We start from the raw sequence: 23262 nt of genomic DNA, 5'->3' as shown, positions 1-23262 counted from the left end.
TCGGGCGTGCGCGGTGCGCGCGGCCAAGATCGGCGCAAACGGGCACAATGCCGATGGCGGTGGCCCACCAATGGTGGGCGGGAACACGTAGGGGGAGACGCGATGGGTAGGCCACAGATGAGCATGGGCGGGCGGCCGGCGGACGACGCGGGCAGTGACGGGCGGATGCCGGCGGCCGCGTTCGGGTTGGTGACGGCCGACGGGCGGTGTCCCACATGCGGCAAGGTCGTGATCGACGTCAACGCTGAGCCGCTCGACTACAACGAGCGGGCCGACGGCACGCTGGAAGTCCTCTCCGTGGTCTTCGTGGTGCTGCCGTGCGGGCATGACTTCACTCGTGAGGTGCGGACCGCCGATTGACGGCGGCCACCCACGCCTCGTCGGCGGCCTTCTTGAGGGCCATCCCGTCCTTGCCGTCGTAGCGCAGGAAGCGGGGCAGCAGGGCCGCCAGCGCGACCGTGCCCGCGACGCACAGGACGCCACCCAGCCAGATCGAGCCGCCCACGCCCAGACGGGTGCGAGCCATCAGGCCGGAGCGCAGTTGCCCGAGCAGGGGTCCCGTCGTGTAGGACAGCATCTCGATGCCGGCCAGCCGTCCGCGCAGATGGTCGGGGATGGTCTGGCTCCAAATAATCATGCGGAAGATGCCCGAGATCATGTCGGCGGCGCCCGCGAAGGCCAGGCAGAGCAGCGTCAGCCAGAGCGTCTGGGACAGGCCGACACCGATGATGCCGACGCCCCAGAAACCGGCCGCGATCACCACCATCAGGCCGTGCCGGTGCACCTTGCCGGTCCAGCCGCTGCCCAGGGTGGCGAGCAACGAGCCGACGGCCGGGGCGGCGTAGAGCAGGCCCAGCACGCGCGGACCGCCGAGCTGGGTCGCGAGGAACGGGTAGAGCGCCTGGGGCATGCCGAAGAACATCGCGTTGATGTCGATCAGGTAGGTGCCGAGCAACTCGGGGCGTGACCGGGCGTAGCGCACGCCGGTGATGACGGCGCGGATCGACGGGCGGTCGGCGTCCGGGGGCGGCGGTACGGCCCGCACCAGCGTCAGGCAGAGCAGCGAGACGGTGAAGGTGAGCAGATCGATCGCGTAGACCCAGGCCAGGTCGATCGAGGCGATCAGCAGGCCGGCCAGGGCAGGCCCGCCCAGCTGCGCGACCTGCATGCTGAGCGACTGCAGGGCCATCGTGGCCGGCAGTTCCTCCGGCTGTACGAGCCTCGGCACCATCGCTTCGAGGGCCGGACGGGTCAGCCCGTCGATCGTCGCGGTGAGCGCCGCGACCAGATAGAGCAGCCAGAGGTGCGGTTCGTCGGAAAGGGCGTTGAGCAGCAGTACGCCCGTGAGCGCGGCCAGGGCGAACTCGCCACCTCGCACCAGCAGGCGACGGTCGAGGTAGTCGGCCAGGGCACCCCCGACGAAGGCCATGACCAGCAACGGGACCAGCTCGCAGACGCCGAGCAGGCCCACCATCAGGGGGTCGTCGGTGATCGCGGCGACCTGGAACGGGATGGTGACGTAGGTGATGAAGGACCCGAACCCGCTGATCGAGCCGCCGACGAAGACGAGTCGGTAGTCGCGCGACGTCCGCAGGGGTGTGAGGTCCACGCGACAGATCTACTTCATGACGAGGCGTCCGGTCGACTCAAATTGCGCCAGGTCGGCCAGGACCTCGTCGATCACGAAGGACTTCGGGCCGGGTAGGGCGTCGAGCGGGAAGAAACCGGCGTCGATCGACTCGTCGGTCTCACGCAGCAGCTCGCCCTCCCAGGTGTGGATCCGGAACGACATCAGGATCTGCTGGTACGAGTGGCCGTAGTCGTTCGTGTAGGTGTACGCGGTGTGGAACGCGAACGGCGTCAGCGACGTGGCCCGCAGGCCGGTCTCTTCCCACGTCTCGCGGATCGCGCAGTCTTCCATGCTCTCGCCCAGCTCCATCGCGCCGGCCGGGATGGCCCAGCGATGGTTGTCGGAGCGTTGGATCAGCAGCAGACGGTTCTGATCGTCGAGGATCACGCCCCGCGCCCCGACGAACAGGATCGTGTCGGTGTCCCCGACGCTCGCCCGCACCTTGCCCAGATAAGACTCAGCCCACGTCAATCCCACGGGGCAACTCTAGTCACGCCGACTTCTTAGCCGCCTTCTTGGCGGGCGCGGCCTTCTTGGCGGGCGTGGCTTTCTTCCGCGCGGCGGTGGCCTTCTTCGCAGGCGCGGGCTTGGCCGCGGGGGCTTCTTCGCCGCGCGCCTTCTTGGCCCGCTCGACCGACGCCTTCAACGCCGCCATCAGGTCGACCGCCGCTGCGGGAGCCTCCTCGGCCTCCTCCGGCTGCACGATCTCGCGGCCCTCGACCTTGGCGTCGATGACCTCCTGCAGCGCGGCCCGATAGTTGTCGGTGAACTCGTCGGCCTTGAAGCTGCCCGCCATCGAGTCGATCAGCGAGCTGGCCATCGCGAGCTCGGCCGGCCGGGTCTCGATGTCTTCGTCGAGGAAGCCGAAGTCGGGGGTCCGCACCTCGTCGGGCCAGAGCATCGTGTTGAGCACCAGCACGTCCTCGTGCACGCGCAGGGTGGCCAGCTGTTCCCGCTGCCGGATCGCGATCTTGACGATGGCGACCCGGTCGGCGTCCTGCAGGGCGTCGCGGAGCAGCACGTACGGCTTGGCCGCCTGACCCTCAGGTTCGAGGTAGTAGGCCTTGGCGAACAGGATCGGATCGATGTCGTCGGCCGGCACGAACTCCAGCACGTCGATCGCGCGGGACGTGGTGAGCGGCAGGTCGGCGAAGTCCTCGTCGGTCAGGATGACCATCTCGCCGCCGCCGATGTCGTAGCCCTTGGCGATGTCGTCGTAGCTCACGACCTCGCCGTCGACCGAGCAGGTGCGCTGATATTTGATCCGGCCGCCGTCGGTGCGGTGCACCTGATGGAACCGGATGTCTTTCTCCTCGGTCGCGGAGTAGAGCTTGACGGCGATCGACACCAGGCCGAACGAGACCGCGCCCTTCCAGATCGCACGCATAGTCCCAGGATGGCATCACTGAGACGCCTGCGTAAGGTGTTCGTCCCCGCCTATGGTGATCGAGTGCCCGGCGCGCCGCTGTCTCCCATGCTTGCGACCTCGGGCGCGCTGCCGGCCGGGCCGGGGTGGAGCTACGAGTTCAAGTGGGACGGGGTCCGGGTTCTCGCGCTCTTCACCGGTGGTCCACCCGACCTGTTCGCGCGTTCCGGTGCGGTCGTCACCGCCGCGTACCCGGAGGTCGCTGACCTGCAGTTACCCGAGGGCACACTGCTCGACGGCGAGATGGTGGTGCTCAACGAGGCCGGGCGTCCGTCGTTCACCGCGCTGGCCGAGCGCATGCACGTGCGCGAGCGGCAACGGGCGGCCCGGCTGGCGGTGACGCTGCCGGTCACGTACATGATCTTCGACCTGCTCTTCTACGACGGCGAGGACTTCACCGGCCTGCCCTATCTGGCCCGTCGCGAGAAGCTCGAGGAGCTGGGTCTGGCCGGGCCGCGCTGGATGGTGCCGCCGTCGTTCGGTGACGGTCCGGCGACCGCCGAGGCGGCCCGGGAGAACAGCCTCGAGGGCGTTGTTGCGAAACGGGACAGCTCGGTCTATCTGCCCGGATCGCGCTCACCCGACTGGATCAAGATCAAGTTTGACCGTACGGGCGACTACGTGATCGGCGGTTGGCGGGCCGGTGTCCGCAAACTCGGTGGTCTGCTGGTCGGGATGCCGACGCCGGACGGGCTGGTCTTCCGGGGCCGGGTCGGCGGTGGCATCGGTGCGCAGGCCGAGAAGGAGCTGCTGGCCGCCCTCGAACCGCTGGCCCAGCGCGACTCGCCGTTCGTGGCCGGGGCGGTGCCGCGCGAGGATTCCCGGGGAGCCCACTGGGTACGTCCGGAACTGGTCGTCGAGGTGCGCTACGGCAACCGGACCCCCGACGGACGGTTGCGCTTCCCCCGGTTCCTGCGGTTGCGTGAGGACAAGAGCGCCGCGGAGTGCGTGGAGGAGGACGAGGATGGCCGGTAACCGGTTCCCGGTCTCGATCGACGGGCGCGACCTCGAGCTGTCCAACCTCGACAAACTGATGTACCCGGCCGCCGGTTTCACCAAGGGCGAGGTCATCGACTACTACACGCGGATCGCGCCGGTCATGCTCCCGCATCTGGCCGGTCGCGCGGTCACCCGCATCCGCTATCCGAACGGTGTCGACGGGGCGCACTTCTTCGAGAAGAACAAGCCCGGGGGTACGCCGTCCTGGGTGCGGCTGGAGACGCTGCCGGTGCCCGGTTCGACCATGAGCCGCGAGACGATCGACTTCGTGGTCGTCGACGACCTCCCGACCCTGGTCTGGCTGGCCAACCTGGCCGCCCTCGAGCTGCACACCCCGCAGTGGCGGATCGGCGAGGACCCCGACCTGCTCGTCGTCGACCTCGATCCGGGGGCGCCGGCCGGGCTCACCGAGTGCAGCGCGGTGGCCGTGCTGATGCGCGATCGGCTGGCCGAGGATGGTGTGGCCGCCTATCCCAAGACGTCCGGGAAGAAGGGCATGCAACTGTGCTGCCCGATCGCCGGCACCCAGAATTCCGAGGTCGTGTCCGCGTACGCGAAAAAGGTCGCGGAGGAACTGGCGTCGATGGTGCCCGGCTCGATCACCGCGAAGATGGCCAAGGCCGTACGGCCGGGAAAGGTCTTCATCGACTGGAGTCAGAACGCCGCCGCGAAGACGACCGTGACCCCGTATTCACTGCGGGCCCAGGAGGTGCCGACCGCCTCGACGCCCCTGACCTGGGACGAGGTGGAGGCGGTGGCGACCGGGGCCGAGCCGCCCCGGCACTATCGCGCGGCCGACGTGCTCGAGCGGGTCGAGGAGCACGGTGACCTGCTGGAAGACCTTCTCGAGCGAGGGCCCGAGGTGCCTGCCTAGACCTACCTTGCGTCGCAAGGTACTGTGTCGCGCATGGCAGATGTCTCGCAGTTGTCGACGAGTCTGCGCCGCGGCACGTTGGAGTTCTGTGTCCTGGCCTTGGTCGAGACCGAGGACAGGTACGGCAACGAGATCGTCCGACGGCTGGGCGAGGAGCCCAATCTGGCCGCCGGCGAGGGCACGATCTATCCGCTGCTCTCGCGTTTGCGCCGGTCGGGTTGGCTGGAGAGCAAATGGGTCGAGTCGCCGAGCGGACCACCGCGGCGCTACTACGGCCTGACCCTGGACGGGCGGTCCGCGCTCGACCACTTCCGCACCGAATGGGTGTCGTTCCGACACACCGTCGACCGACTCGTGGGAACCGGTGAGGCCGTATGAAGACCCAACAGAACGACGTCGTCGCCGAGTACCTGCGCGAGCTCGACCAGCGGTTGGCCGGCATCCCGGTGCTGCAGCGCCGGGAACTGCTGGCCGACCTCGAGGCGCACATCGCGGCCGAGCGGGCCGAGCGGCACGTCTCCGGTGAGGGCGAGCTGATCGAGATCCTCGAGCGTCTCGGCAGCCCCGAGGTGGTGGCCGCGGCCGCGCACGAAGAGGCCGGCACCGTGTTCCGGCACCCCGCGCCGCCCCGCCGGCGGCTCTGGCCGTGGCTCGTCGGGGCCGGCGCGCTGCTGGTCGTGTTCGCTTTCTGCGCGTTCGCACTGTTCTTCGCGCGCGTCGACTCCTCGGAGGTGCCGGCGCCCGGGCCGGCGGTCACCGCGCCGGTGCCCGAACCCCAGCCCACGTCATAGGCGACGCCGGAGTTCCGGGGCGCCGTCGCCGCTCAACTCGGCGACGGCGATCGTCCGGCCGGTGCACACCAGCAGCAGCGCCTCCATCGGCCCGCGCACCTCGGGCCCGGTGCCGTGCGACCAGCCGGTGTCGGTGGCCACCAACCGGAACCCCGCGACCTTGCGGGTCGCCGGTAACGGGGGTGGCCAGCGCATCGTCAGCACCCGGGTGGCGGCCACCGCGGCCGCCTCCGGTGGCATCGGATGCCGTCGGCCCAGCGGGCGGGCGATGTCCTGAGTGTGGACGAGCAGATCGGTCAGGGCTTCGAGCTGCGAGACGCCGGTCGACTTCCGGCGCCGCTGGGCGGTGTCCCTGATCTCGGCGACGATCCGCTCGGGTGGCGTGGTCGCGGCGAGACGCTTGGCCACGTGATGGTTGGTGCTGTCGATGCTGCCCTGCCACTGCCGCAGGATGCCGAACAGGCCGGCCAGGTTCACCTGCTGCAGGGTCATGTGCGCGGCGACGTCGTGAACCGTCCAGTCGGCGCACAGCGAAGGGTGCTGCCACTCCTCGGGTTTCAGCGATGCGAGCAGGTCAGCCAGGGCGGTCCGCTCGGCGATGATGACGTCCCACACGACCGGAACGTACGGCCGCGGTGTTCAAGAGCACCACGGCCGTACGTATGGAAGCTCGTCAGTCGATCTGGGGGAGCGCCGGGCCGAGGATGTCGTCGGCGTCGACGATCGTGTAGGCGTAGCCCTGCTCGGCGAGGAAACGCTGGCGGTGCGCGGCGTATTCGGTGTCGATCGTGTCGCGCGAGACGACCGTGTAGAAGTGCGCCTGCCGCCCGTCGGCCTTGGGCCGCAGCACCCGGCCGAGGCGCTGCGCCTCTTCCTGCCGCGAGCCGAACGTGCCCGACACCTGGATCGCCACCGCCGCCTCGGGCAGGTCGATCGAGAAGTTGCCCACCTTTGACAGCACCAGCGTGCGCAGCTCGCCCGCCCGGAACGCGTCGAACAGCCGCTCGCGCTCCTTGTTGGTGGTCGAGCCCTCCACGATCGGGGCGTCGAGGTATTCGCCGAGCTGGTGGAGCTGGTCGAGGAAGCCGCCGATGACCAGCACCGGCTCGTCGGGATGCTTGTCGACGATCGCCTTGACCACCGGCAGCTTCGTCCGGGCGGTCGCGGCGACCCGGTAGCGTTCCTCGGCCTCGGCCACCGCGTACGTCATCCGCTCGGCGTCGGTCAGCGTGACCCGGACCTCGACGCACTCGGCGGGTGCGATCCAGCCCTGGGCCTCGATGTCCTTCCACGGGGCGTCGTAGCGCTTGGGGCCGATCAGCGAGAACACGTCGCCCTCGCGGCCGTCCTCACGGACCAGGGTCGCGGTCAGGCCGAGCCGGCGCCGGGCCTGCAGGTCGGCGGTGAACCGGAAGATCGGCGCGGGCAGCAGGTGCACCTCGTCGTAGATGACCAGGCCCCAGTCGCGGGCACCGAACAGGTCGAGGTGGGTGAACGCACCCCCGCGCCGCGACGTGAGCACCTGGTAGGTCGCGATGGTGACCGCGCGGATCTCCTTGCGCTCGCCCGAGTATTCGCCGATCTCCTCCTCGGTCAGCGAGGTGCGCGCGATCAGCTCCCGCTTCCACTGCCGGCCGGCCACCGTGTTGGTCACCAGGATCAGTGTGGTCGCCTTGGCCGTGGCCATCGCGGCCGCGCCGACCAGCGTCTTGCCGGCGCCGCAGGGCAGCACGACCACGCCCGAGCCACCGGCCCAGAATCCGTCGACCGCCTCCTGCTGATAGGAGCGCAGGGTCCAGCCGTCCTCGGCCAGGTTGATCTCGTGGGCCTCGCCGTCGACATAACCGGCCAGGTCTTCGGCCGGCCAGCCCAGCTTGAGCAGCGCCTGCTTGAGGCGGCCGCGCTCGGACGGGTGCACCGCGATGGTCTCGTCGTCGATCTTGCCGCCGAGCATGCCGGCCAGCTTCTTCGACTTCGCGACCTCGATCAGCACGATCTTGTCGAGCCCGCGCAGCACCAGGCCGTGGCTCGGGTCGTTGGCCAGCTGCAGCCGGCCGTAGCGGTCCATCGTCTCGGCCACGTCGACCAGCAGCGCGTGCGGCACCGGGTAGCGCGAGAACTTGATCAGCGAGTCGACCACGCTCTCGGCGTCGTGCCCGGCGGCGCGGGCGTTCCACAGGCCGAGCGGGGTCAACCGGTAGGTATGCACGTGTTCGGGCGAGCGTTCCAGCTCGGCGAACGGGGCGATGGCCATCCGGCAGGCCTGCGCGTCCGGGTGGTCCACCTCCAGCAGAAGAGTCTTGTCGGACTGGACGATCAGAGGTCCGCCGCTCACTGAGACACCCTTCGAAGAGCTATAGGGCGTGTCCCGTGGATCACGGGGGCCTGCGCCGAGGCCCAGGCGGCGCCTGACGGCGGCCGCAGAACGGCCACATCCAACACCGGGATGCGACCGCCCTGCGGCCGACGTCAGCCACCACCTGGACCGCACCGCAGACCCGCGTGATCCACGGGACACGCCCTAACCGACCCTCCAGTGTGACACGGATTCCGTGCAACCTTCCGGGCCACCAGCGCGTTGATCACTTAGCGCGGGTCGTACGGCATCGGGGGTGTACGACCCGCGCTAAGACTCCTCGTCGGGAACGGCTGCCGTTATCCGGTGCAGCGCGAAGGTGTGCAGCGTCTCGGTGCGCTCGTCCTCGGCCCGCAGATAGCCCGCGCTCAGCGACACCGGCCGCACCAGCCGCGACAGCGTGGCCCCGTGCGAGTCGACATAACCCACCCAGACCCGAGCCTTTTCCCGTACGGCCTGTTGCAGCACCGCCATCGCCTGACCGTGCTGTTGCACCGACGTCAGACCGGGGACGCCCTGCCCGTTGGCCGCGCGCACGCTGACCGGAGCCCGGCGGGCGGCCCGGGTGGCGATGTCGCCCCGCCGGATCTGCTCGACCACGCCGGCCAGACGCGGCCCGGCCAGCATCGGGGGTCCGGACTGGTCGGCCAGGCGGGCCGCCACCGACGTACGGGTCGGCGCGCGGCGCACCTTGGGCCGGGTCAGCACGGCGGCACCCCCGGCGTCCTCGGCCACCGGCGCGAACCCGGCGTCACGCAGGGCCCCCAGCATCCGCGCCACCTGCAACGGGCTGACCAGCACGGTCGGCGCGATCGGGCGCAGGCCGAGCGAGACCAGCCGCTTGTCGGCCAGCACCTCGGTCAGCAGGGCCTCGTCGTCGCTGCGCAGATAGGAGCCGGCCGAACCGGCCCGCAGCCCGCCGTGCTTCCGGGCGGCGTCGTCGATCATGTAGGTCAGCGTCTGCGGCACCGGCGTGCGGGACCGGCGCCGGAACAACGAGTGCAGGTCGGCCGCCGTGTACCCGACATCGAGGGCCCGGCGCACACTGGCCGCGGTCACCCGGAACACGCTCGCCCCACCGGCCGACTCGGGCTCGGCGATCACGTCGAGCTCGGCCGCCAGCTCGGGCTCGGGCGGACCGGGCACCACCACCGACAGGTCGGCCTGCACGAGCACGTGGTCGACCGGGGCGGGCAGCAGCGCGTCCAACGTGCGGACGGCGTCACCCCGGGGCTCGGTCGAGCCGGGACGCACCCCGAGCGGGTCGAGGTCGCCCTCGTCGACGTCTTCCAGGAGCAGTCTCCCGTACGAGGTGATGGCGCCGAGCGCACTCACACCGAGCTGGGCGCCGCTCGCCAGAGCATCGCGGTGGACCGCCTCACGACCGCGCGCCCGGCGTGGGGTCTGCCAGGCGAGCAGCCCGAGCACCTCGTCGACCTGCGGGGCCGTACCGGGCTTGAGATCGGCCAGCACGAACAGCGCCTCGCGCCGGGCCTGCGGGGCACCGGCCCGCTCGGCGTCGGGGGCGAGCGCGTTGATCGGGCGGTCCCGGTCGTCACGACTACCGACCAGACCGGGCTGTCTGGTCATCGCGAGCCAGGCCCGGGCCAGTGCGGTCCAGCGCTGGGCTGTGCTCAGGGCACGCCACATGTCGTACGCGCCGGTGGGCAGGAAGATCTCGTCCACGGCACCGCCGGCCCGGCTCACGGTCACCGATCGGCCCGTGCCGGCCACGTCGCTCTCGCCCAGCAGACCGGCCGCGTACGCCACCTCGAGCAGCAGCGCGGCCCCGGGCTCGTCGACCCCGGCCGACCGGGAAAGACGCTTCAGGTCCCGTACGCCCAGGCCGCCGGCCCGCAACACCGGCGCGGGCTCGGCCGCGAGCGCCTCGAGGAGCGACTCCGTGCTGCGTACGGCCTCCATGACCTGACCGGCCCCGGCCGAGTCGACGGATTTCGGGTCGCGGGTCGCGCCCTCAGGAATCGGCGGGAACGGCCGCAACGCGCCCAGCGGGCCGGTGTCCCGGCGCAGCAGCAGACCGACCTCACGGGGCAACTCGACCAGCTCGCCGTCGGGCCGGGGCGCCCGCCCGGCCTCGCTGATCGGCACCAGCACGTGGTGGTCGACCAGCCACCGTACGGGCTCGGCGACCGACTCCCGCCCCAGCGCCCCGATCGGCGGGCCGGCCGCGAGCCGGTCGAGAACGGCCCGGGCTCCGGGTGGGGCGGCCAGGACCGTACGGCGCAACTTGGCTTTGTCGGCACACAGCGCGGACGTCTGCGGATCGAGGAAGTCGGCCGGCCGGCCCAGACCGGCCGGGTAGGGCGACGTGACCTCGTCGATCGCGCCGACCAGCCGCAGGGCGCCGTCGTCTCCGCCGTCGTGCTCGTCGCCGCCGTTTTCGTAGCCGCTGTACAGCAGGAATCGGACGCGGAGGCGGTCGATCGCGACCCGGACGTCGTCCGCGGCGACCCCGGTGGCCAGCTCGAGGATCGCGGCGACCGAGGTGGTCGCGCTCTCTTCCGAGCGGCTCAGCCGGGCCGCGTCGAGGATGTGCAACGTGAACTCGTCGAGGCCGTCGAGACAGCGGGCGACCGAGCCGCGGGACTGGGCCCGCACGGCCAGCGCGGAGATGTCGGCCGGCACGGGCACGACAAGATCAGGGCGCAACTGAACGAGCGCGCTCAGCGCTTCGTCGGTGAGCGACCGCAGTTGATCGGCGAATGTGGTGGCCATCGTGTTCAACGCTAGCCGTCGTGGGACGATATTGAGGTGTCCGGCATGGCCGGGCACTGATCTGTAACGGACGCTGAAGGGGACATCCGTGGCCGCGAAGAACAAACTGCCGGGTACCGACGTCAAGGGCGGCGCGGTCGGCCACCAGCCGCAGGGTGTCGACATGAAGGGCCACCTCGAGGTTTCCGAGCTGCTCTCCGACCGGGCCGCGGCGCCGTCGCCGTTCGGTGACGACCAGACCTTCCCGCTGCCGGTCGACCGCCTGAACTACATCCCGTCGACCCCCGCGTGAGTGGTGCGGTCGGGTTCGACCTGGACATGACCCTGATCGACTCCCGGCCGGGCATCCGGGTCGCCTACCGGGCGCTGACCGACAAGACGGGTGTCTTCGTCGACGCCGACCTCGCTGTCACCCGGCTCGGACCGCCACTGCGCACCGAGCTGGCCCACTGGTTCCCGGCTTCGGAGCTGGAAGAAGCGGTGACCACCTACCGGGCGCTCTACGTGGACCATGCGATCACCCCGACCGTGCCCATGCCGGGTGCGGTTGAGGCGCTGACGGCCGTACGGTCGCTTGGTCTGCGTGTTGTGGTTGTCACATCAAAACTGGGCCGGTTGGCCGCTCTGCACCTCGACCATCTCGGCCTGGTCGCCGACGAACTGGCCGGTGATCTGTTCGCCGAGGGCAAGGCGACCGCGCTGACCAGTCATGACGTGCGCTGGTACGTGGGTGATCACGTGGCTGACATGGTGGCTGCGCGTACGGCTGGGGTGCCCGGCATCGGCGTCGCTACCGGACCGTGCTCGGTGTCCTCACTTCAAGAAGCCGGGGCCGCGTACGTGTTGGACGACCTCACCGCTCTGCCGCCGCTGCTGCGCCAATTGCAGTTGGGTGAGGGAGCATCGCTTCAGTAGCCTTGATGTGAGCGGTTGTTTCCATTGAGTGAAGTTGAGGTCAGCGGTGCCCACGGGTCGAGTGAAGTGGTACGACGCGGCGAAGGGATTCGGTTTCGTCACCAGCGATGAGGGCGGAGACGTGTTCCTGCCCAAGGGCGCGCTGCCGGCCGGGGTGGCCGAGCTGAAGACAGGTCAGCGCATCGAGTTCGGTGTGGTGGACAGCCGCAAGGGCGCCCAGGCGATGGGCGTCAAGTTGATCGACGCCCCGCCGTCGCTGGCGGAGCTGCGGCGCCGCCCGGCGGAAGAGCTGCACAGCATGGTCGAAGACATGATCAAGGTGCTGGAGTCGCAGGTGCAGCCCGGCCTGAGCCGTGGCCGCTACCCCGACAAGCGTGTCTCGGCCAAGATCGCGCAGCTCGTCCACGCGGTGGCGAAGGAGTTCGAGGCCTGATTTCTCTTACAGGAACGGCTTCACAGCAGGCGTGATACCCGCCGCTGCCGAGCGCTGCAACAGGGCGTCGGCGGCGGCGAGTCCGTCCCGGCCCAGGTCAAGCGTGAACTCGTTCACATAGAGATCGATGTGCTGCTTGACGACGTCGGGCTCCATCTCCTGGGCGTTCTCCAGGATGAACTCGCGGCTCGCGTCCGGGTTGGCCCAGGCCATGCTCACCGAGTTGCGGATCCACTCGGTCGCCTCGGCCGGGTCGACCACGCCCCGCTTGGCCAGGATCGCGCCCAGCGGGATCGGCAGGCCGGTGTCGGCCTCCCACCACTCGCCCAGGTCGGCCAGCGAATGCAGGCCGTAGCGCTGATAGGTGAAGCGGGCCTCGTGAATGACCAGGCCGGCGTCGTACTTACCCTCGGCCACACCCGGCATGATCTGGTGGAACGGCACGACCTCGATGCGGCCCGGCGCGCGGTCGGCCGACCAGAGACGGAACAGCATGTACGCCGTCGTGCGGTCACCGGGCACAGCCACCGTCTTGCCGGTGAGGTCGACGCCGGGCTCCCGGGTCAGCACCAGCGGGCCGCAGCCCCGGCCCAGCGCGCCCCCGGTCGGGAGCAGCTCGTAGTCGTCGAGCAGCCAGGGCAGCGCCGCGTAGCTCACCTTGACCAGGTCGAACTCGCCACGCTCGGCCGCCGTGTTGGTCACGTCGACGTCGGCGAAGGTCAGGTTGACCTCGGGAGCACCAGGGATGAGCCCGTGCACGAGAGCGTGGAAGACGAACGTGTCATTGGGGCACGGAGAAACCGCGAGTGAAAGCGCCACGGAGTCCACGCTAGACGCGTCACCCCCTCATCGCGTGGCACGACGGCTGTCTCTCATCCCACACGGTGGAGTTATCCACAGGTTTTCCACACAGCCGCCGAAGCTGTGGACAACGCCGCGAACGCCTCCTTCAGCCGCCAGGCCGCCCGGTCTCGGGGCCCGACCGGGTTCGAGATGCTGCGCAGCTCGGCAAAGGGAAGCCCGGCGGCCGCGACAGCCACCCCGAAGCCCTCCATGGCCTCGGCCACGGCCTGTGGATAACGCGCGGCCAGACGCTCAGCGGTGGCCGCGGTGCCGGTGACGGTGCTGAGGGTCACGATGTCGCCCAGGACGGCCCCCGGCAGCGTCGTGGTGAGCGACCTCACCAGCTCCGGGTCACTCTCGAGCACACTCGTGCCGAAGCCGAGCTCGTCGACCGTGAGGAACCCGTCGGGAGTCTCCGCGCCCAGGTCAGCGGCAATGCTGCGGGCACCGACGACAACCGCGCCAACGGGAGCGCGCCCGACGAACCCGCCCGCGATGCCGGCCGAGACAACCGCCTCGAACCGGCCGGTCGCCAGCAGCCGAGCCGTCCCCGCGGCGGCGGCGGCCGGCCCCACCCCGACCGCCTCGACGGTGACGTGGTCGGGGTCGGCGCCCGCCCGAATCGCTTCGGCCTCAGCCGCCACCGCCGTGACCACCAGAATCATCGTTAGCCGCCTAACTTCCCTCGCCGTCGCGTCGATCTAGCACAAAAAGTTTCCGGGCGCGGCCCGCCCTCCCTATCGGGGGACCCCCACCCGCGCCAGCGCCAGCATCGCGGCAATTCTGCCGGGTCGGGGCGATCTTCGCGGGGGTGCCTGTGGATAACTCGGAACTGTGGACAACTCCGGGCCGGCGCGCCTGACGTGAAAGCCTTGGACCGTCAGCCGGCCGGAGAGAGGGGTGGCGCGGCGGCGCTCGGGGAGAGGAGCGTAGCCGCGAGATAGGTGCGCGCTTTGGGGTTGTCGGCGGCGCGCGGCGCGTGATGTGCAGCGCTGGCGCGTGCGCTTTGTGGGCGCCGGTGCGAGGTGTGAGCGCGGTCCGCGGTGCCTGGCGTGAGCACGGTGCGCGGTGCCCGGCGTTGAGTGCGGCGCCTGGTGTGCGGCGCTGGCGCGCTGCACGGTGTGAGCGCTGCGCGGTGCCTGGCGTGAGCACGGTGCGCGATTTGAGCGCGGTGTCCTGGGGTGAGCGCGGTGCGCGGTGTGAGCACGGTGCCTGGGGTGAGCGCGGTGCGCGCACGGTGCGGGGTGTGGCGGGCTGCGCGGTTTGGGCGCGGCGGTCAGCGGTCCTGGTTGTCGGTGGGGGTGCTGCCGTTCGTCGGGTGGTCGGCTGAGGTTGGGCGGTAGACGTGGAAGCCGGGTGGGGCCAGGGCCGCGTCGGGCTTTGGGGTGGTGGGGCGCTCGGCGCTTAGCGGGGGCTCGGAGGTGCGCGGGCGTTGACGCTCGGCTGTGGGTGGGGATGGGGGCGGGGGCGGTTCGGAGGCGGTCTTCTTGTCTTTGCGACGGCCGAACCAGCCTCGCTTGGGCTCGCCTGGGTCTACGCGGGTAGGCGGGTCGCTGGGGTTCGAGCGGTTGTCGCCGGCGGTGGGGCTGTGGTCGACCCGGGTGGGCGGGGTGGAGCGATCAGTGGGGTGGCCGGATCCGGCCGAGCGCGAGCGGTCGGCTCGGGTCGGCTGGCCGGGTGCAGTGTTGTTGGGGCGGACTCGGGTCGGGACCGTTGGGGCCTCGGGCCATGGGTCGCTGGGCTCGTCGGGGCTGGGCTCCCAAGCCGTCGATCCGGACCGGTGATCGCGCCCGGAACCTCGATCGAACCGGGAACCATCGCCGGGCCCGAAACTGGGATCGAACCCGGATCGATCGCCGGAACCAGAACCAGAACCAGAACCAGAACTGGAACCGGAACCGGGGCGGGAGCCGGAGCCGGAGCCGGGCGCGGACTCAGAGCCGAAACTCGATCGATCGCTGGAGTTGCCATCCGCGCTCGCGCTGGGGGAAGAGGCGGCGGCGGGATCGGGGGTGTCGGCGCGGCCGCTCAGGCGTTCATTGTGGAGGCGGGTGGCTATGTAAGCCGCCCGGGCCGCGGCCAGGATGGCCAGGACGGTGGCCAGCGCCACGCCGACGCGGCCGTGCAGCGGGATGATGCCGATGCCGCCGCCCAGCACCCAGGCGATCATCAGGACCGTTTCGGAGTGGGCGAATGCGCTGGCCCGGAGGCGTTCGGGGACCCGTTCCTGGATGCTGGCGTCGACCGCCAGCTTGGCGATGCCGCTGAAGACCGCGACCACCAGGGCCATCAGCGTGACCATCAGCAGGCTGTAGAAGAGCGTGGCCAGCACGCCCACCGCGGCCGTGACGATCAGGCCGGCCGACTGCAGGGCCAGCGGGCGCCGGATGCGCAGGCGGGTGCCGACCGCGGTGGACAGGAAAGTGCCCACGGCCAGCGCGCCGCCGATCAGGCCGACCGCGCCCTGGGGGCCGATGTCGTTGCCCAGGACGGTGGTGTCGAGCTGGTCGGCCATGATCACGAAGGCCAGGAAGAGCAGCGTGAAGCCGTACAGAAGCCTCAGGCTGGCGCTGCCGATCAGGGTGGCGATCACCAGCGGGCCGGAGAGCGGACGGTCTTCGCCGCGGCCCAGGCGCAGCATCGTGCGCCACGGGCGGGGCACGGCCTCGGGCGGGTCGGAGTCGGCTCGTGGGGGCAGGCGCAGGGACACGACCATGCCCACGATGAAGATGATCATTGCTACGCGCAGGGGCCACTGCGGGCCGAACTTGAAGGCGAGCAGGCCCACGGGGGCGACCACGGCGCCGGCGAACGTGCCGTAGACGCTGGCGCGGGCGCCGACCTGGGACAGGCCGATGCCCTCGGGCAGGAGCCTGGGTACGGCGGCCGAGCGGGCTACGCCGTACGCACGGGACAGCGCAAGCACCCCGAAAGCCGCCGGATAGAGGCCCCAGTTGAACAGGTGATCGGAGATCACGTAGGCCAGGAACGCCCGGCCCAGCATGGTGACCGCCAGTGCGTAGCGGCGGCCGTGCCGGAAATGGTCGAGCAGCGGGCCCACCACGGGGGCCAGCAGCGCGAACGGCACCATCGTGATGAGCAGGTAGAGCGCGACCTTGCTGCGCGCCTCGCCCAGCGGCACGTTGAAGAAGATGGTGCCGGCCAGGCCGATCGCGATCAGGGTGTCGCCGGCGCAGGAGAGCGCGTGCAGGTCGAACAGGCGGATCATGCCGGTCTCGTTGGCGGCGCCCTTGGCCCGCGCGGTGCCGACCCGGCGGGTCGCCCACGCTCCGCCGCGCACGGAACCGCGCACCAGCAGGCGGGCCGCCTTGACGCCGGTGCCGACGGTGCGTCCGAGAGTGGGAAGCAACGGCATGCACCCCATCCTGACTGATCGGGGCGAGCGCTGTCCCGTTCCGGGGGCGCGGAATCCGGGGGAGTCGGTGCGGAGCATCCACGGTGATGGGGGACAATGAGGTTGTGACGACTCGGACCACCACCCGCGCAGCCCGTCTCGACCAGGTTTGTGCCGATGCGGTCGGTGTGGCACGCGGTGCGATCACCGATGTGGACCCGGCCGACGTCGGGGAGCACCTCGAGGCCATCGCCGAGGGCGACCGGGTCGTGACCCACCTCTTCGAGAGCCACCTGGCGGGCTATCGCGGCTGGCGCTGGGCGGTCACCGTGACCCGCATCCCGCGCAGCCGGCACGTCACCATCTGCGAGACGGTGCTGCTGCCCGGCCCCGACGCGCTGCTCGCCCCGGGCTGGGTGCCCTGGAACGAGCGTCTCCAGCCCGGTGACCTCGGCGTGGGCGACCTCATGCCGACCGCCCCGGACGACGAGCGTCTGGCCCAGGGCTACGTGCTGAGCGACGACCCGGCGGTCGAGGACGTCAGCTGGGAGCTCGGCCTGGGCCGTCCCCGGGTGATGTCGCGCGAGGGCCGCATCGACGCCGCCCAGCGGTGGTACGACGGCGAGTCCGGGCCCGAGGCGCCGATCTCGGTGGCCGCGCCGCGGAACGCCCGCTGTGGCTCCTGCGGGTTCTATCTGCCGCTGGCCGGGTCGCTGCGCTCGATGTTCGGGGTGTGCGGCAACCTCTACGCCCCCGACGATGCCCGCGCGGTCAGCGCCGACCACGGCTGTGGCGCGCACTCCGAGGCGCTGCTGGGCACGGCCGAGCAGCCGGTCGACGAGCTGCCCACGGTCTATGACGACAGCGAGGTCGAGTCGGTCGCGGTGAGCCGCGGCCACGGCTCGGTCGAAGAGAGCGAACCCGCCGAGGACTACGGCCACAGCTGAGGGCCGGCGCCAAGAACGGCCGTAAAGAGGGCGGCCGTAAAGTAAGGCGGCCGTCAAGAGGGGCTCAGAGCTCGGACGTCACCGTGAAAGACGGGTGCGAGAGCAGGCGGCGGCGCTTGCGGTGCCGGTCGTGCACGATCATCGTGATCAGGCCGGGGATGCCCGCGAGGAAGCCCGCGATGCAGATCTGCAGCCACCGGTCGGGCCCGTCGGCCAGCCACACGATGAGCGCGGCGACGGCGAACGCGGCCAGCCCGCCGACGGCGAACGGGACCATGGGTGGGTCCAGCGGCTCGACTCGGGGCTTCTCGCTCACGGGAACAGAATAGGTCGGCGGAGATCACCGGTGGGCCCCTGTGACGGGGCCGACACACGCCGGTTTTGCGCAGGTCATCGAGGACTGAGACCATGCCCTCCTCGTTTCCCGTGATCCGGAGAGGCCCGCATGACCGCCGCCACCGATACCCGTACGCCGAAAAGTGGTTTTGATCGGTTCTTCGAGATCTCGGCCCGGGGCTCGACCCTCGGCCGCGAGGTCCGGGGCGGTCTGGCCACCTTCTTCACGATGGCCTACATCGTGGTGCTCAATCCGCTGATCCTGGGCAACGGGGTCGACGGCGACGGTGCCAAGCTGGCCATCCCCGCCCTGGCCGCGGGCACCGCCCTGGTCGCCGGGGTGATGACCATCCTGATGGGCGTCGTGGCCCGCTTCCCGCTCGCGCTGGCCGCCGGTCTCGGTGTCAACGCGCTGATCGCGTTCGAGATCGCGCCCGAGATGACCTGGGCCGATGCGATGGGTCTGGTCGTCATCGAGGGCGTGCTGATCGCGATCCTGGTGCTCACCGGCCTGCGGACGATGGTCTTCCGGGCCGTGCCGACGCAGCTCAAGACGGCGATCGGCGTCGGCATCGGCCTGTTCCTGATGATCATCGGGCTGGTCGACGCGGGCTTCGTGCGCCGGATCCCGGACGCCGCCGGCACCACGGTCCCGCTCGAGCTCGGCGTGGGCGGCAAGCTGTCGACCTGGCCGACCGTCGTCTTCGTGGTCGGCCTGCTGTTCACGCTGGTGCTGTTCGTGCGCAAGGTGCGCGGCGCGATCCTGATCGGCATTCTCGGCAGCACCGTGCTGGCGATCATCGTGGAGGCCATCGCCCACCCCAAGGGCTGGTCGCTCAACGTCCCCAAGCTGCCCGAAAAGATCGTCGGCTCGCCCGACCTGTCGCTGCTCGGCCACTTCAACGTGCTCGACTCGTGGTCGCGGGCGGGCTGGCTCGTCGTGATCATGTTCATCTTCACGCTGCTGATCACCGACTTCTTCGACACCATGGGCACGATGGTCGCCGTCGGTCAGGAGGGCGAGCTGCTCGACTCCGAGGGCATGCCGCCGCGTACGCGGGAAATCCTGCTGGTCGACTCGGTGGCGGCGGCCGCTGGTGGTGCGGCGAGTGTCTCCAGCAACACCTCCTACATCGAGAGCGCCGCGGGTGTCGGCGAGGGCGCCCGTACGGGCGTGGCCAACCTGGTCACCGGCGTGCTCTTCCTGCTGGCCATGTTCCTGACCCCGCTCGTGTCGGTGGTGCCGTTCGAGGCGGCGTCGACCGCGCTGGTGGTGGTCGGCTTTCTGATGATGACCGCGGTGCGGCAGATCGAGTGGAGCGACTACACGATCGCCGTGCCGGCCTTCCTGGCGATCACGCTGATGCCGTTCACCTATTCGATCTCCAACGGCATCGGGGCGGGGATCATCTCGTACGTGGTCCTGAAGGTCGCCACCGGCCGAGCCCGCGAGGTGCACCCGATTTTGTACGGCGTCGCGGTGCTGTTCGTCCTCTACTTCTTGCGCGGTCCGCTCGAGACTTGGATCCTGTGACCGCAATGACATGTCGTTAGCTTTGCTCATTAGCTAAGCTAAGAATCGTGATGGAGTGGCCCGTGGTGGCGGATCGTGGCACAGCCGATGAGGCGGCCAAGACCCTTCGCGAGGCGATCATGCGGCTGAACCGGCGGGTCAGGCAGGCCCGTCCGGTCGGTGATCTCACCTTCAGCCAGCTCTCCGCGCTGACCAGCCTCCAACTGGCCGGCGCACTGACCCCGCGCGAGCTCGCCGATGTCGAACGAGTCCAGCCCCCGACGATGACCAAGATCGTCGGGAAGCTGGAGGAACGCGGCCTGGTCGTGCGGACCCCGCACCCGACCGATGGCCGGCAGGTGATCCTGTCGGCCACCGAGCAGGGGCGGGCCGTGTATGCCCAGTTCGAGAAGGCGCGCAACGAGTGGCTGGCCACCCAGCTGGCCGCTCTGGCGCCGGACGAACGGGAAACCCTGGCTCAGGCGGCCGAGATCCTGCAGAAGATCTCCCGCGCCTGAGAGTTCGGGTACGCGGCGCTTCGTCACGTGACGATGACGCGTACTACCGAACAGGAGGCACAACCGCGTGCGGTCAGTGCTGAACACCACCTTCCGGTCTCTCCAGGTCCGCAACTACCGGCTCTTCTCCACCGGGCAACTGGTGAAGCTGGTCGGGGTGTGGATGATGTTCACCGCCCAGGACTGGCTGGTGCTCGACCTGTCCGGCAACTCGCCGAGCGCCCTCGGCCTGGTCACCTCGCTGCAGTTCCTTCCCGTGCTTCTTTTGACGCTGTACGCCGGCAAGCTGGCTGACCGCTTCGACAAGCGCCGCCTGCTGGTGATCGCCAATGCCGCGTTCGCCGCCACCGCGATCGTCTTCGCCATCCTGGTCGCCTCGGGGCACGTGCAGCTCTGGCACGTCTTCCTCTTCGCCGGCCTGCTCGGCATCGCCAACGCCGTCGAGACCCCGGTCCGGCAGGCCTTCGTCTCCGAGCTCGTCGAGCTGCCCCTGCTGCCGAACGCGCTGGCCCTCTCGGCGGCCACCTTCAACACGGCCCGGATCGGCGGCCCGGCCCTGGCCGGTGTGGCGCTCGCGCTCTTCGACACCGGCCCGGTCTTCCTGATGGCAACCGTGCTGGCCGTGGCTCCGATCGTCAGCTACTCGCGGATGCGGACGGCCGACCTGCGACCGGCCGAGCGTCAGGCCAAGAAGGACGCCCGGATCATGGACGGCCTGCGTTACGTCGGCCGGCGTCCCGACCTGCTGCTCCCGATCGGCCTGATGTTCGTGGTCGGCATGATCGGCTTCAACTTCCCGGTCACCCTGGCCGCGCTGGCCAAGATTGACTTCAACGCCGGACCGTCCACGTTCGGGCTGCTGACGACCTCGCTCGCGGTCGGCGCGCTCGGCGGCGCCCTGGCCGGCAGCGGTCGCCGGGCCCGGCCCGGGGCCTACCTGGTGATCGGGGCCGCGGCCGCGTTCGGGCTGCTCGAGTTCGCCGTCGGGTTCGCTCCGTCCTTCGTGGTGGCGATGCTCGTGCTGATCCCGACCGGGTTCTTCTCGATCTATCTGGCCCAGGCGGCCAACCACCGGGTGCAGATGGGCGTCGCCCCCGAATACCGGGGCCGGGTGATGGCCCTGTACGTGCTGGTCTTCCTGGGCACCACGCCGATCGGGGCCTCGTTGGCCGGTTGGTGGGGCGAGCGGTTCGGAGTGGCGTCCAGCATCTCGGGGGCCGGGGTGGTCTGTTTCGTGGCCGCCCTGGGTGCCCTGGTCTGGCAGTTGCGGTCGAGCGGCGAGCGGATCGAGATGACGATCCGGCCCCGCCCGCGGCTGACCCTGGTGCCGCCGGTCGAGGTGCCGACCACGGCGGTCAAGACGCCGGAGCGTGCGGCCGCCTGACAGGTATTTGGCAGATCATCCTATTCCGGTCCGGGGCTGTTCCCCATTAGCGTCTTAGCGTGGCCATTGCGCACATTGCTGTGCTCACGGCGGCGCTCGTGCTCCCGGTAACCGTCCCCTATGCGGTGGCGGCCGTCCGGCGGCGAGACGAGTTCCGCCGCAGACGCGCGTGCCCCGGGTCGTCCCGTCTCGATCGTGCCCTGCGTGACGTCGACCCGGGCGTCCTGACCTCGCGCCTCGGGCCGGTGCCGATCGAATGGCTGGCCGGTGAGTTGCGCCGGCTCGATCGTCAGCGCCGAGGTGGCGTCACCCTCGAGTCCGAGGTGTGGCAGGAAGCGGTCGTGCGCGCGTATGACGAGCGACTGTGTATGGCCTGCCAGTGCCTCGGCGTCTCCGAGAATCTGCGCCCGCTGGACGGGCTCGACCGCGAGTTCGAGCGGATGCGGGTCGAGGACGCACTACAGGCAGCGGGCCTCGAGCTGCGCTGAGCCGACAAGCCGCACCGACAAGGCCGCGCCGACGAGCCGCGCCGACAAGAGTGAGCTAAGCGGCCCAGAGTCAGAGCGGCCAGGCGGCCAGCTCGTGATAGTGGCCGTCCACGCTCTGCACCAGCGCGAACTCGGTCACCGGCCACGGCTCTCCGGCGTGACCGGCGAGCGCTCGCCGCAGCGCCGGATCGGAGTGATACGACACGGTCAGGTGCGGTTGGAACGGTCGCTCGTCACTCGCGAAACCGCCCAGCGTCAGCGCGTCTCGGACGCTCTCCCGCAATTCGGTCAGCCGGGCCAGGTCACCGTCCACCCCGGCCCACGCCACCGCCCCGAACCGGCCGCCGCCGGTCAGCCGCAGCTCGAACGGGCCCGGTGACGGCACATCGGCCAGCAACCCGGCCGGCGAGTCCGGCACCGAGCCGAGAAAGACCAGCGTGAGATGCCATTTGTCGATCGGGGTCAGGCGGGACCGGACGGGCAGCTCGGCCCGTAACGCCTCGAGGGCAGATCGCGGCGGGGAGACCGCGACGAACAGCCTCAGGACGACTCGCGCGCCGCCGGGCCGCCGCCGAAGAGCACGTCGTCCCAGCTCGGCAGCCGCTTGCGGGGCTTCGCCTCGTCGGTCTCGGAGCCCTGCTGCTGACCGCCCTGGCCCTGGCCCTGACCCACCGTGCGACGGGGGCGCAGCACCGCCAGCGACGGCACGGCCGGAACTTCCTTGGGCAGGTCGGAGTCTTCGTCGAAGGCCGACCCGGAGCCACCGCCGAGCAGGGCCGCGGCCCCACCGGCGACCGGGCGGCGCGGCGTCTCGGCCGGACCGGCGTCGAGGCTGCGGCCGCCGGACGGGCTGAGCGGGCGGTCGAGCGAGGCGAGCAGGGCGTCGCGCCCGGCCCGGATCGGGTCGCGGGTGGACCGCGCCGCGGGCGCCTCGGGCGCGGGCGGCAGGCCCCGGCCACCGCGGGCCGGCTCGGCCGTGCGGGACGGGCCGGGCAGCCCGTGGCCACCACGCTCGGTGAACGCGCGCTCGGGGGCAGGCTCCTGACCCAGGATCTGGGTGGGCCGCTCGGCGCACAGGTATTGGGCCATGTCGTCGTGCGGCGACACGACCTGGCGTCCCTTGTCGAGATCCCAGATCGCCTGGGCCGTCGCCTTGCCGGACGGCCAGGTGGCGACGATGCGCCACGTGCCGTCCTCGCGGCGGAACGCGTCCCACGAGATCTTTTCGGCGTCGATGCCGTGCTGGGCCAGGCGGCTGTCGACCACCTCGGCCAGCGGGGCACCGGAATCCGACGTCTTGAGGCGGGTGCGGCGCGCGTGCTGGGCCAGCATGGCTCGCTCTTGCAGCACCGGGCCGGCGTAGCGGAGCACCCGGTCGACCGGCACACCGGCGATGCGTGCGACCTCTTCGGCCGAGTCACCCGAGCGGATGCGGGCCTGGATGTCACGCGGAGACAGGGAGGGTGTGGCATCGGGGGCCATCACGGCGACCGCGGTGCCGGGAGACACCGGATGCCCGTCCTGCCCGATCGCGCCGGAGACCCGGTCGTCGATCGGGAGAGCCAGGAGCCGGCCGACCTCATCGGCGAGCACCATGGCCTGGCCGTCCTCGGAAAGGGCGACGAAGCGTACTGGCCGCATGCGCTGCCTCCGTCCCGTCGCGTTGGCCTTCACACTCGAGACTCAGCTACCCGAGCGCGTTTCGGAACACGGTACGC

25 protein-coding genes are annotated in these 23262 nt (G+C 70.6%); 13 read left to right on the top strand and 12 right to left on the bottom strand.

Annotated features, from left to right (window positions below):
• The first annotated feature begins 102 nt into the window (after nucleotides 1–102).
• Nucleotides 103–360 carry a hypothetical protein gene (locus KOI35_RS29410; protein ID WP_215791878.1) on the top strand — a complete coding sequence of 86 codons (258 nt, stop codon included), beginning with the start codon at nucleotides 103–105 and terminating at the stop codon, nucleotides 358–360.
• On the opposite strand, the gene KOI35_RS29405 is transcribed toward KOI35_RS29410, so the two are convergent.
• Genes KOI35_RS29405 through ku form a run of 3 tightly spaced genes read right to left on the bottom strand, consistent with a single transcriptional unit; the run spans nucleotide 332 to nucleotide 3017 of the window.
• Entirely contained in the window at nucleotides 332–1609 is a 1278-nt protein-coding gene (locus KOI35_RS29405) for an MFS transporter (RefSeq protein WP_215791877.1), read from the bottom strand. The two genes, KOI35_RS29410 and KOI35_RS29405, sit on opposite strands and share 29 nt — an antisense overlap.
• Nucleotides 1610–1618: 9 nt before the next feature.
• The gene (locus KOI35_RS29400) at nucleotides 1619–2107 is read right to left on the bottom strand and encodes an NUDIX domain-containing protein (protein ID WP_215791876.1); all 489 of its coding nucleotides are present in this window, start codon (nucleotides 2105–2107) and stop codon (nucleotides 1619–1621) included.
• 13 nt (nucleotides 2108–2120) lie between these two features.
• Complete coding sequence (ku, locus tag KOI35_RS29395; protein ID WP_215791875.1) at nucleotides 2121–3017, bottom strand: non-homologous end joining protein Ku; 897 nt, start codon at nucleotides 3015–3017, stop codon at nucleotides 2121–2123.
• Nucleotides 3018–3080: 63 nt separating this feature from the next.
• On the opposite strand from ku, the gene ligD (KOI35_RS29390) reads away from it, so the two are divergent.
• The 4 genes from ligD (KOI35_RS29390) to KOI35_RS29375 are packed head-to-tail and all read left to right on the top strand — an operon-like array spanning nucleotide 3081 to nucleotide 5720.
• Nucleotides 3081–4031, top strand: a complete 951-nt coding sequence (ligD, locus tag KOI35_RS29390; RefSeq protein ID WP_215792043.1) for a non-homologous end-joining DNA ligase — start codon at nucleotides 3081–3083, stop codon at nucleotides 4029–4031.
• Nucleotides 4021–4929 carry a non-homologous end-joining DNA ligase gene (gene ligD / locus KOI35_RS29385; protein WP_215791874.1) on the top strand — a complete coding sequence of 303 codons (909 nt, stop codon included), beginning with the start codon at nucleotides 4021–4023 and terminating at the stop codon, nucleotides 4927–4929. Before ligD (KOI35_RS29390) ends, ligD (KOI35_RS29385) begins: the two co-directional genes overlap by 11 nt.
• A 33-nt stretch (nucleotides 4930–4962) precedes the next feature.
• Entirely contained in the window at nucleotides 4963–5307 is a 345-nt protein-coding gene (locus KOI35_RS29380) for a PadR family transcriptional regulator (protein ID WP_215791873.1), read from the top strand.
• Nucleotides 5304–5720, top strand: a complete 417-nt coding sequence (locus tag KOI35_RS29375; RefSeq protein ID WP_215791872.1) for an HAAS signaling domain-containing protein — start codon at nucleotides 5304–5306, stop codon at nucleotides 5718–5720. Before KOI35_RS29380 ends, KOI35_RS29375 begins: the two co-directional genes overlap by 4 nt.
• Here KOI35_RS29375 and KOI35_RS29370 read toward each other — a convergent pair.
• The 3 genes from KOI35_RS29370 to KOI35_RS29360 form a co-directional block, all read right to left on the bottom strand.
• Nucleotides 5715–6335 carry a maleylpyruvate isomerase family mycothiol-dependent enzyme gene (locus tag KOI35_RS29370; RefSeq protein ID WP_215791871.1) on the bottom strand — a complete coding sequence of 207 codons (621 nt, stop codon included), beginning with the start codon at nucleotides 6333–6335 and terminating at the stop codon, nucleotides 5715–5717. The genes KOI35_RS29375 and KOI35_RS29370 overlap by 6 nt on opposite strands.
• A gap of 58 nt (nucleotides 6336–6393) precedes the next feature.
• A complete protein-coding gene (locus tag KOI35_RS29365; protein WP_215791870.1) occupies nucleotides 6394–8055 on the bottom strand; it encodes a DNA repair helicase XPB in 1662 nt (553 codons plus the stop codon).
• 291 nt (nucleotides 8056–8346) lie between these two features.
• Nucleotides 8347–10812, bottom strand: a complete 2466-nt coding sequence (locus KOI35_RS29360; RefSeq protein WP_215791869.1) for a helicase-associated domain-containing protein — start codon at nucleotides 10810–10812, stop codon at nucleotides 8347–8349.
• 88 nt (nucleotides 10813–10900) lie between these two features.
• Between KOI35_RS29360 and KOI35_RS29355 the strand changes: the two genes are divergently transcribed.
• The 3 genes from KOI35_RS29355 to KOI35_RS29345 are packed head-to-tail and all read left to right on the top strand — an operon-like array spanning nucleotide 10901 to nucleotide 12160.
• The gene (locus tag KOI35_RS29355; protein ID WP_215791868.1) at nucleotides 10901–11104 is read left to right on the top strand and encodes a hypothetical protein; all 204 of its coding nucleotides are present in this window, start codon (nucleotides 10901–10903) and stop codon (nucleotides 11102–11104) included.
• A complete protein-coding gene (locus KOI35_RS29350; RefSeq protein ID WP_308121205.1) occupies nucleotides 11101–11727 on the top strand; it encodes an HAD family hydrolase in 627 nt (208 codons plus the stop codon). The genes KOI35_RS29355 and KOI35_RS29350 overlap by 4 nt, the downstream gene beginning before the upstream one ends.
• A 46-nt stretch (nucleotides 11728–11773) precedes the next feature.
• Entirely contained in the window at nucleotides 11774–12160 is a 387-nt protein-coding gene (locus KOI35_RS29345) for a cold-shock protein (protein ID WP_215791867.1), read from the top strand.
• A gap of 6 nt (nucleotides 12161–12166) precedes the next feature.
• On the opposite strand, the gene KOI35_RS29340 is transcribed toward KOI35_RS29345, so the two are convergent.
• From KOI35_RS29340 to KOI35_RS49065, 3 genes are all read right to left on the bottom strand, one after another.
• Nucleotides 12167–12979, bottom strand: coding sequence for a 1,4-dihydroxy-6-naphtoate synthase (locus KOI35_RS29340; RefSeq protein ID WP_215791866.1), 813 nt, complete (start codon nucleotides 12977–12979; stop codon nucleotides 12167–12169).
• A gap of 71 nt (nucleotides 12980–13050) precedes the next feature.
• Entirely contained in the window at nucleotides 13051–13668 is a 618-nt protein-coding gene (locus KOI35_RS29335; RefSeq protein WP_215791865.1) for a futalosine hydrolase, read from the bottom strand.
• Between the two features lie 611 nt (nucleotides 13669–14279).
• Nucleotides 14280–16379, bottom strand: coding sequence for an MFS transporter (locus KOI35_RS49065; RefSeq protein ID WP_215791864.1), 2100 nt, complete (start codon nucleotides 16377–16379; stop codon nucleotides 14280–14282).
• 86 nt (nucleotides 16380–16465) lie between these two features.
• On the opposite strand from KOI35_RS49065, the gene KOI35_RS29325 reads away from it, so the two are divergent.
• Nucleotides 16466–17305: a DUF3027 domain-containing protein gene (locus KOI35_RS29325; protein WP_215791863.1), complete on the top strand. Its 840-nt coding sequence runs from the start codon at nucleotides 16466–16468 to the stop codon at nucleotides 17303–17305.
• A 64-nt stretch (nucleotides 17306–17369) separates the two neighbouring features.
• On the opposite strand, the gene KOI35_RS29320 is transcribed toward KOI35_RS29325, so the two are convergent.
• The gene (locus KOI35_RS29320; RefSeq protein WP_215792041.1) at nucleotides 17370–17582 is read right to left on the bottom strand and encodes a DUF2530 domain-containing protein; all 213 of its coding nucleotides are present in this window, start codon (nucleotides 17580–17582) and stop codon (nucleotides 17370–17372) included.
• Between the two features lie 168 nt (nucleotides 17583–17750).
• Here KOI35_RS29320 and KOI35_RS29315 point away from each other — a divergent pair, with 168 nt between their 5' ends.
• The 4 genes from KOI35_RS29315 (at nucleotide 17751) to KOI35_RS29300 (ending at nucleotide 21544) form a co-directional block, all read left to right on the top strand.
• On the top strand, nucleotides 17751–19175 hold the full coding sequence (locus KOI35_RS29315; RefSeq protein ID WP_215791862.1) for an NCS2 family permease: 1425 nt from the start codon (nucleotides 17751–17753) through the stop codon (nucleotides 19173–19175).
• Between the two features lie 50 nt (nucleotides 19176–19225).
• The gene (locus tag KOI35_RS29310) at nucleotides 19226–19672 is read left to right on the top strand and encodes a MarR family winged helix-turn-helix transcriptional regulator (protein WP_215792040.1); all 447 of its coding nucleotides are present in this window, start codon (nucleotides 19226–19228) and stop codon (nucleotides 19670–19672) included.
• Nucleotides 19673–19739: 67 nt separating this feature from the next.
• Nucleotides 19740–21056 carry an MFS transporter gene (locus KOI35_RS29305; RefSeq protein WP_215791861.1) on the top strand — a complete coding sequence of 439 codons (1317 nt, stop codon included), beginning with the start codon at nucleotides 19740–19742 and terminating at the stop codon, nucleotides 21054–21056.
• A gap of 59 nt (nucleotides 21057–21115) precedes the next feature.
• Complete coding sequence (locus tag KOI35_RS29300) at nucleotides 21116–21544, top strand: hypothetical protein (protein WP_215791860.1); 429 nt, start codon at nucleotides 21116–21118, stop codon at nucleotides 21542–21544.
• A 70-nt stretch (nucleotides 21545–21614) separates the two neighbouring features.
• Here the strand turns inward: KOI35_RS29300 and thpR are convergent, their stop codons facing one another.
• Nucleotides 21615–22082, bottom strand: a complete 468-nt coding sequence (thpR, locus tag KOI35_RS29295) for an RNA 2',3'-cyclic phosphodiesterase (RefSeq protein WP_281420301.1) — start codon at nucleotides 22080–22082, stop codon at nucleotides 21615–21617.
• A 2-nt stretch (nucleotides 22083–22084) separates the two neighbouring features.
• Nucleotides 22085–23185: a septation protein SepH gene (gene sepH / locus KOI35_RS29290; RefSeq protein WP_215791859.1), complete on the bottom strand. Its 1101-nt coding sequence runs from the start codon at nucleotides 23183–23185 to the stop codon at nucleotides 22085–22087.
• Nucleotides 23186–23262 lie beyond the last annotated feature (77 nt).

It is taken from the genome of Paractinoplanes bogorensis, assembly GCF_018829635.1.
Lineage (GTDB): Bacteria > Actinomycetota > Actinomycetes > Mycobacteriales > Micromonosporaceae > Actinoplanes > Actinoplanes bogorensis.
This window is presented reverse-complemented; position numbering and strand designations above follow the sequence as displayed.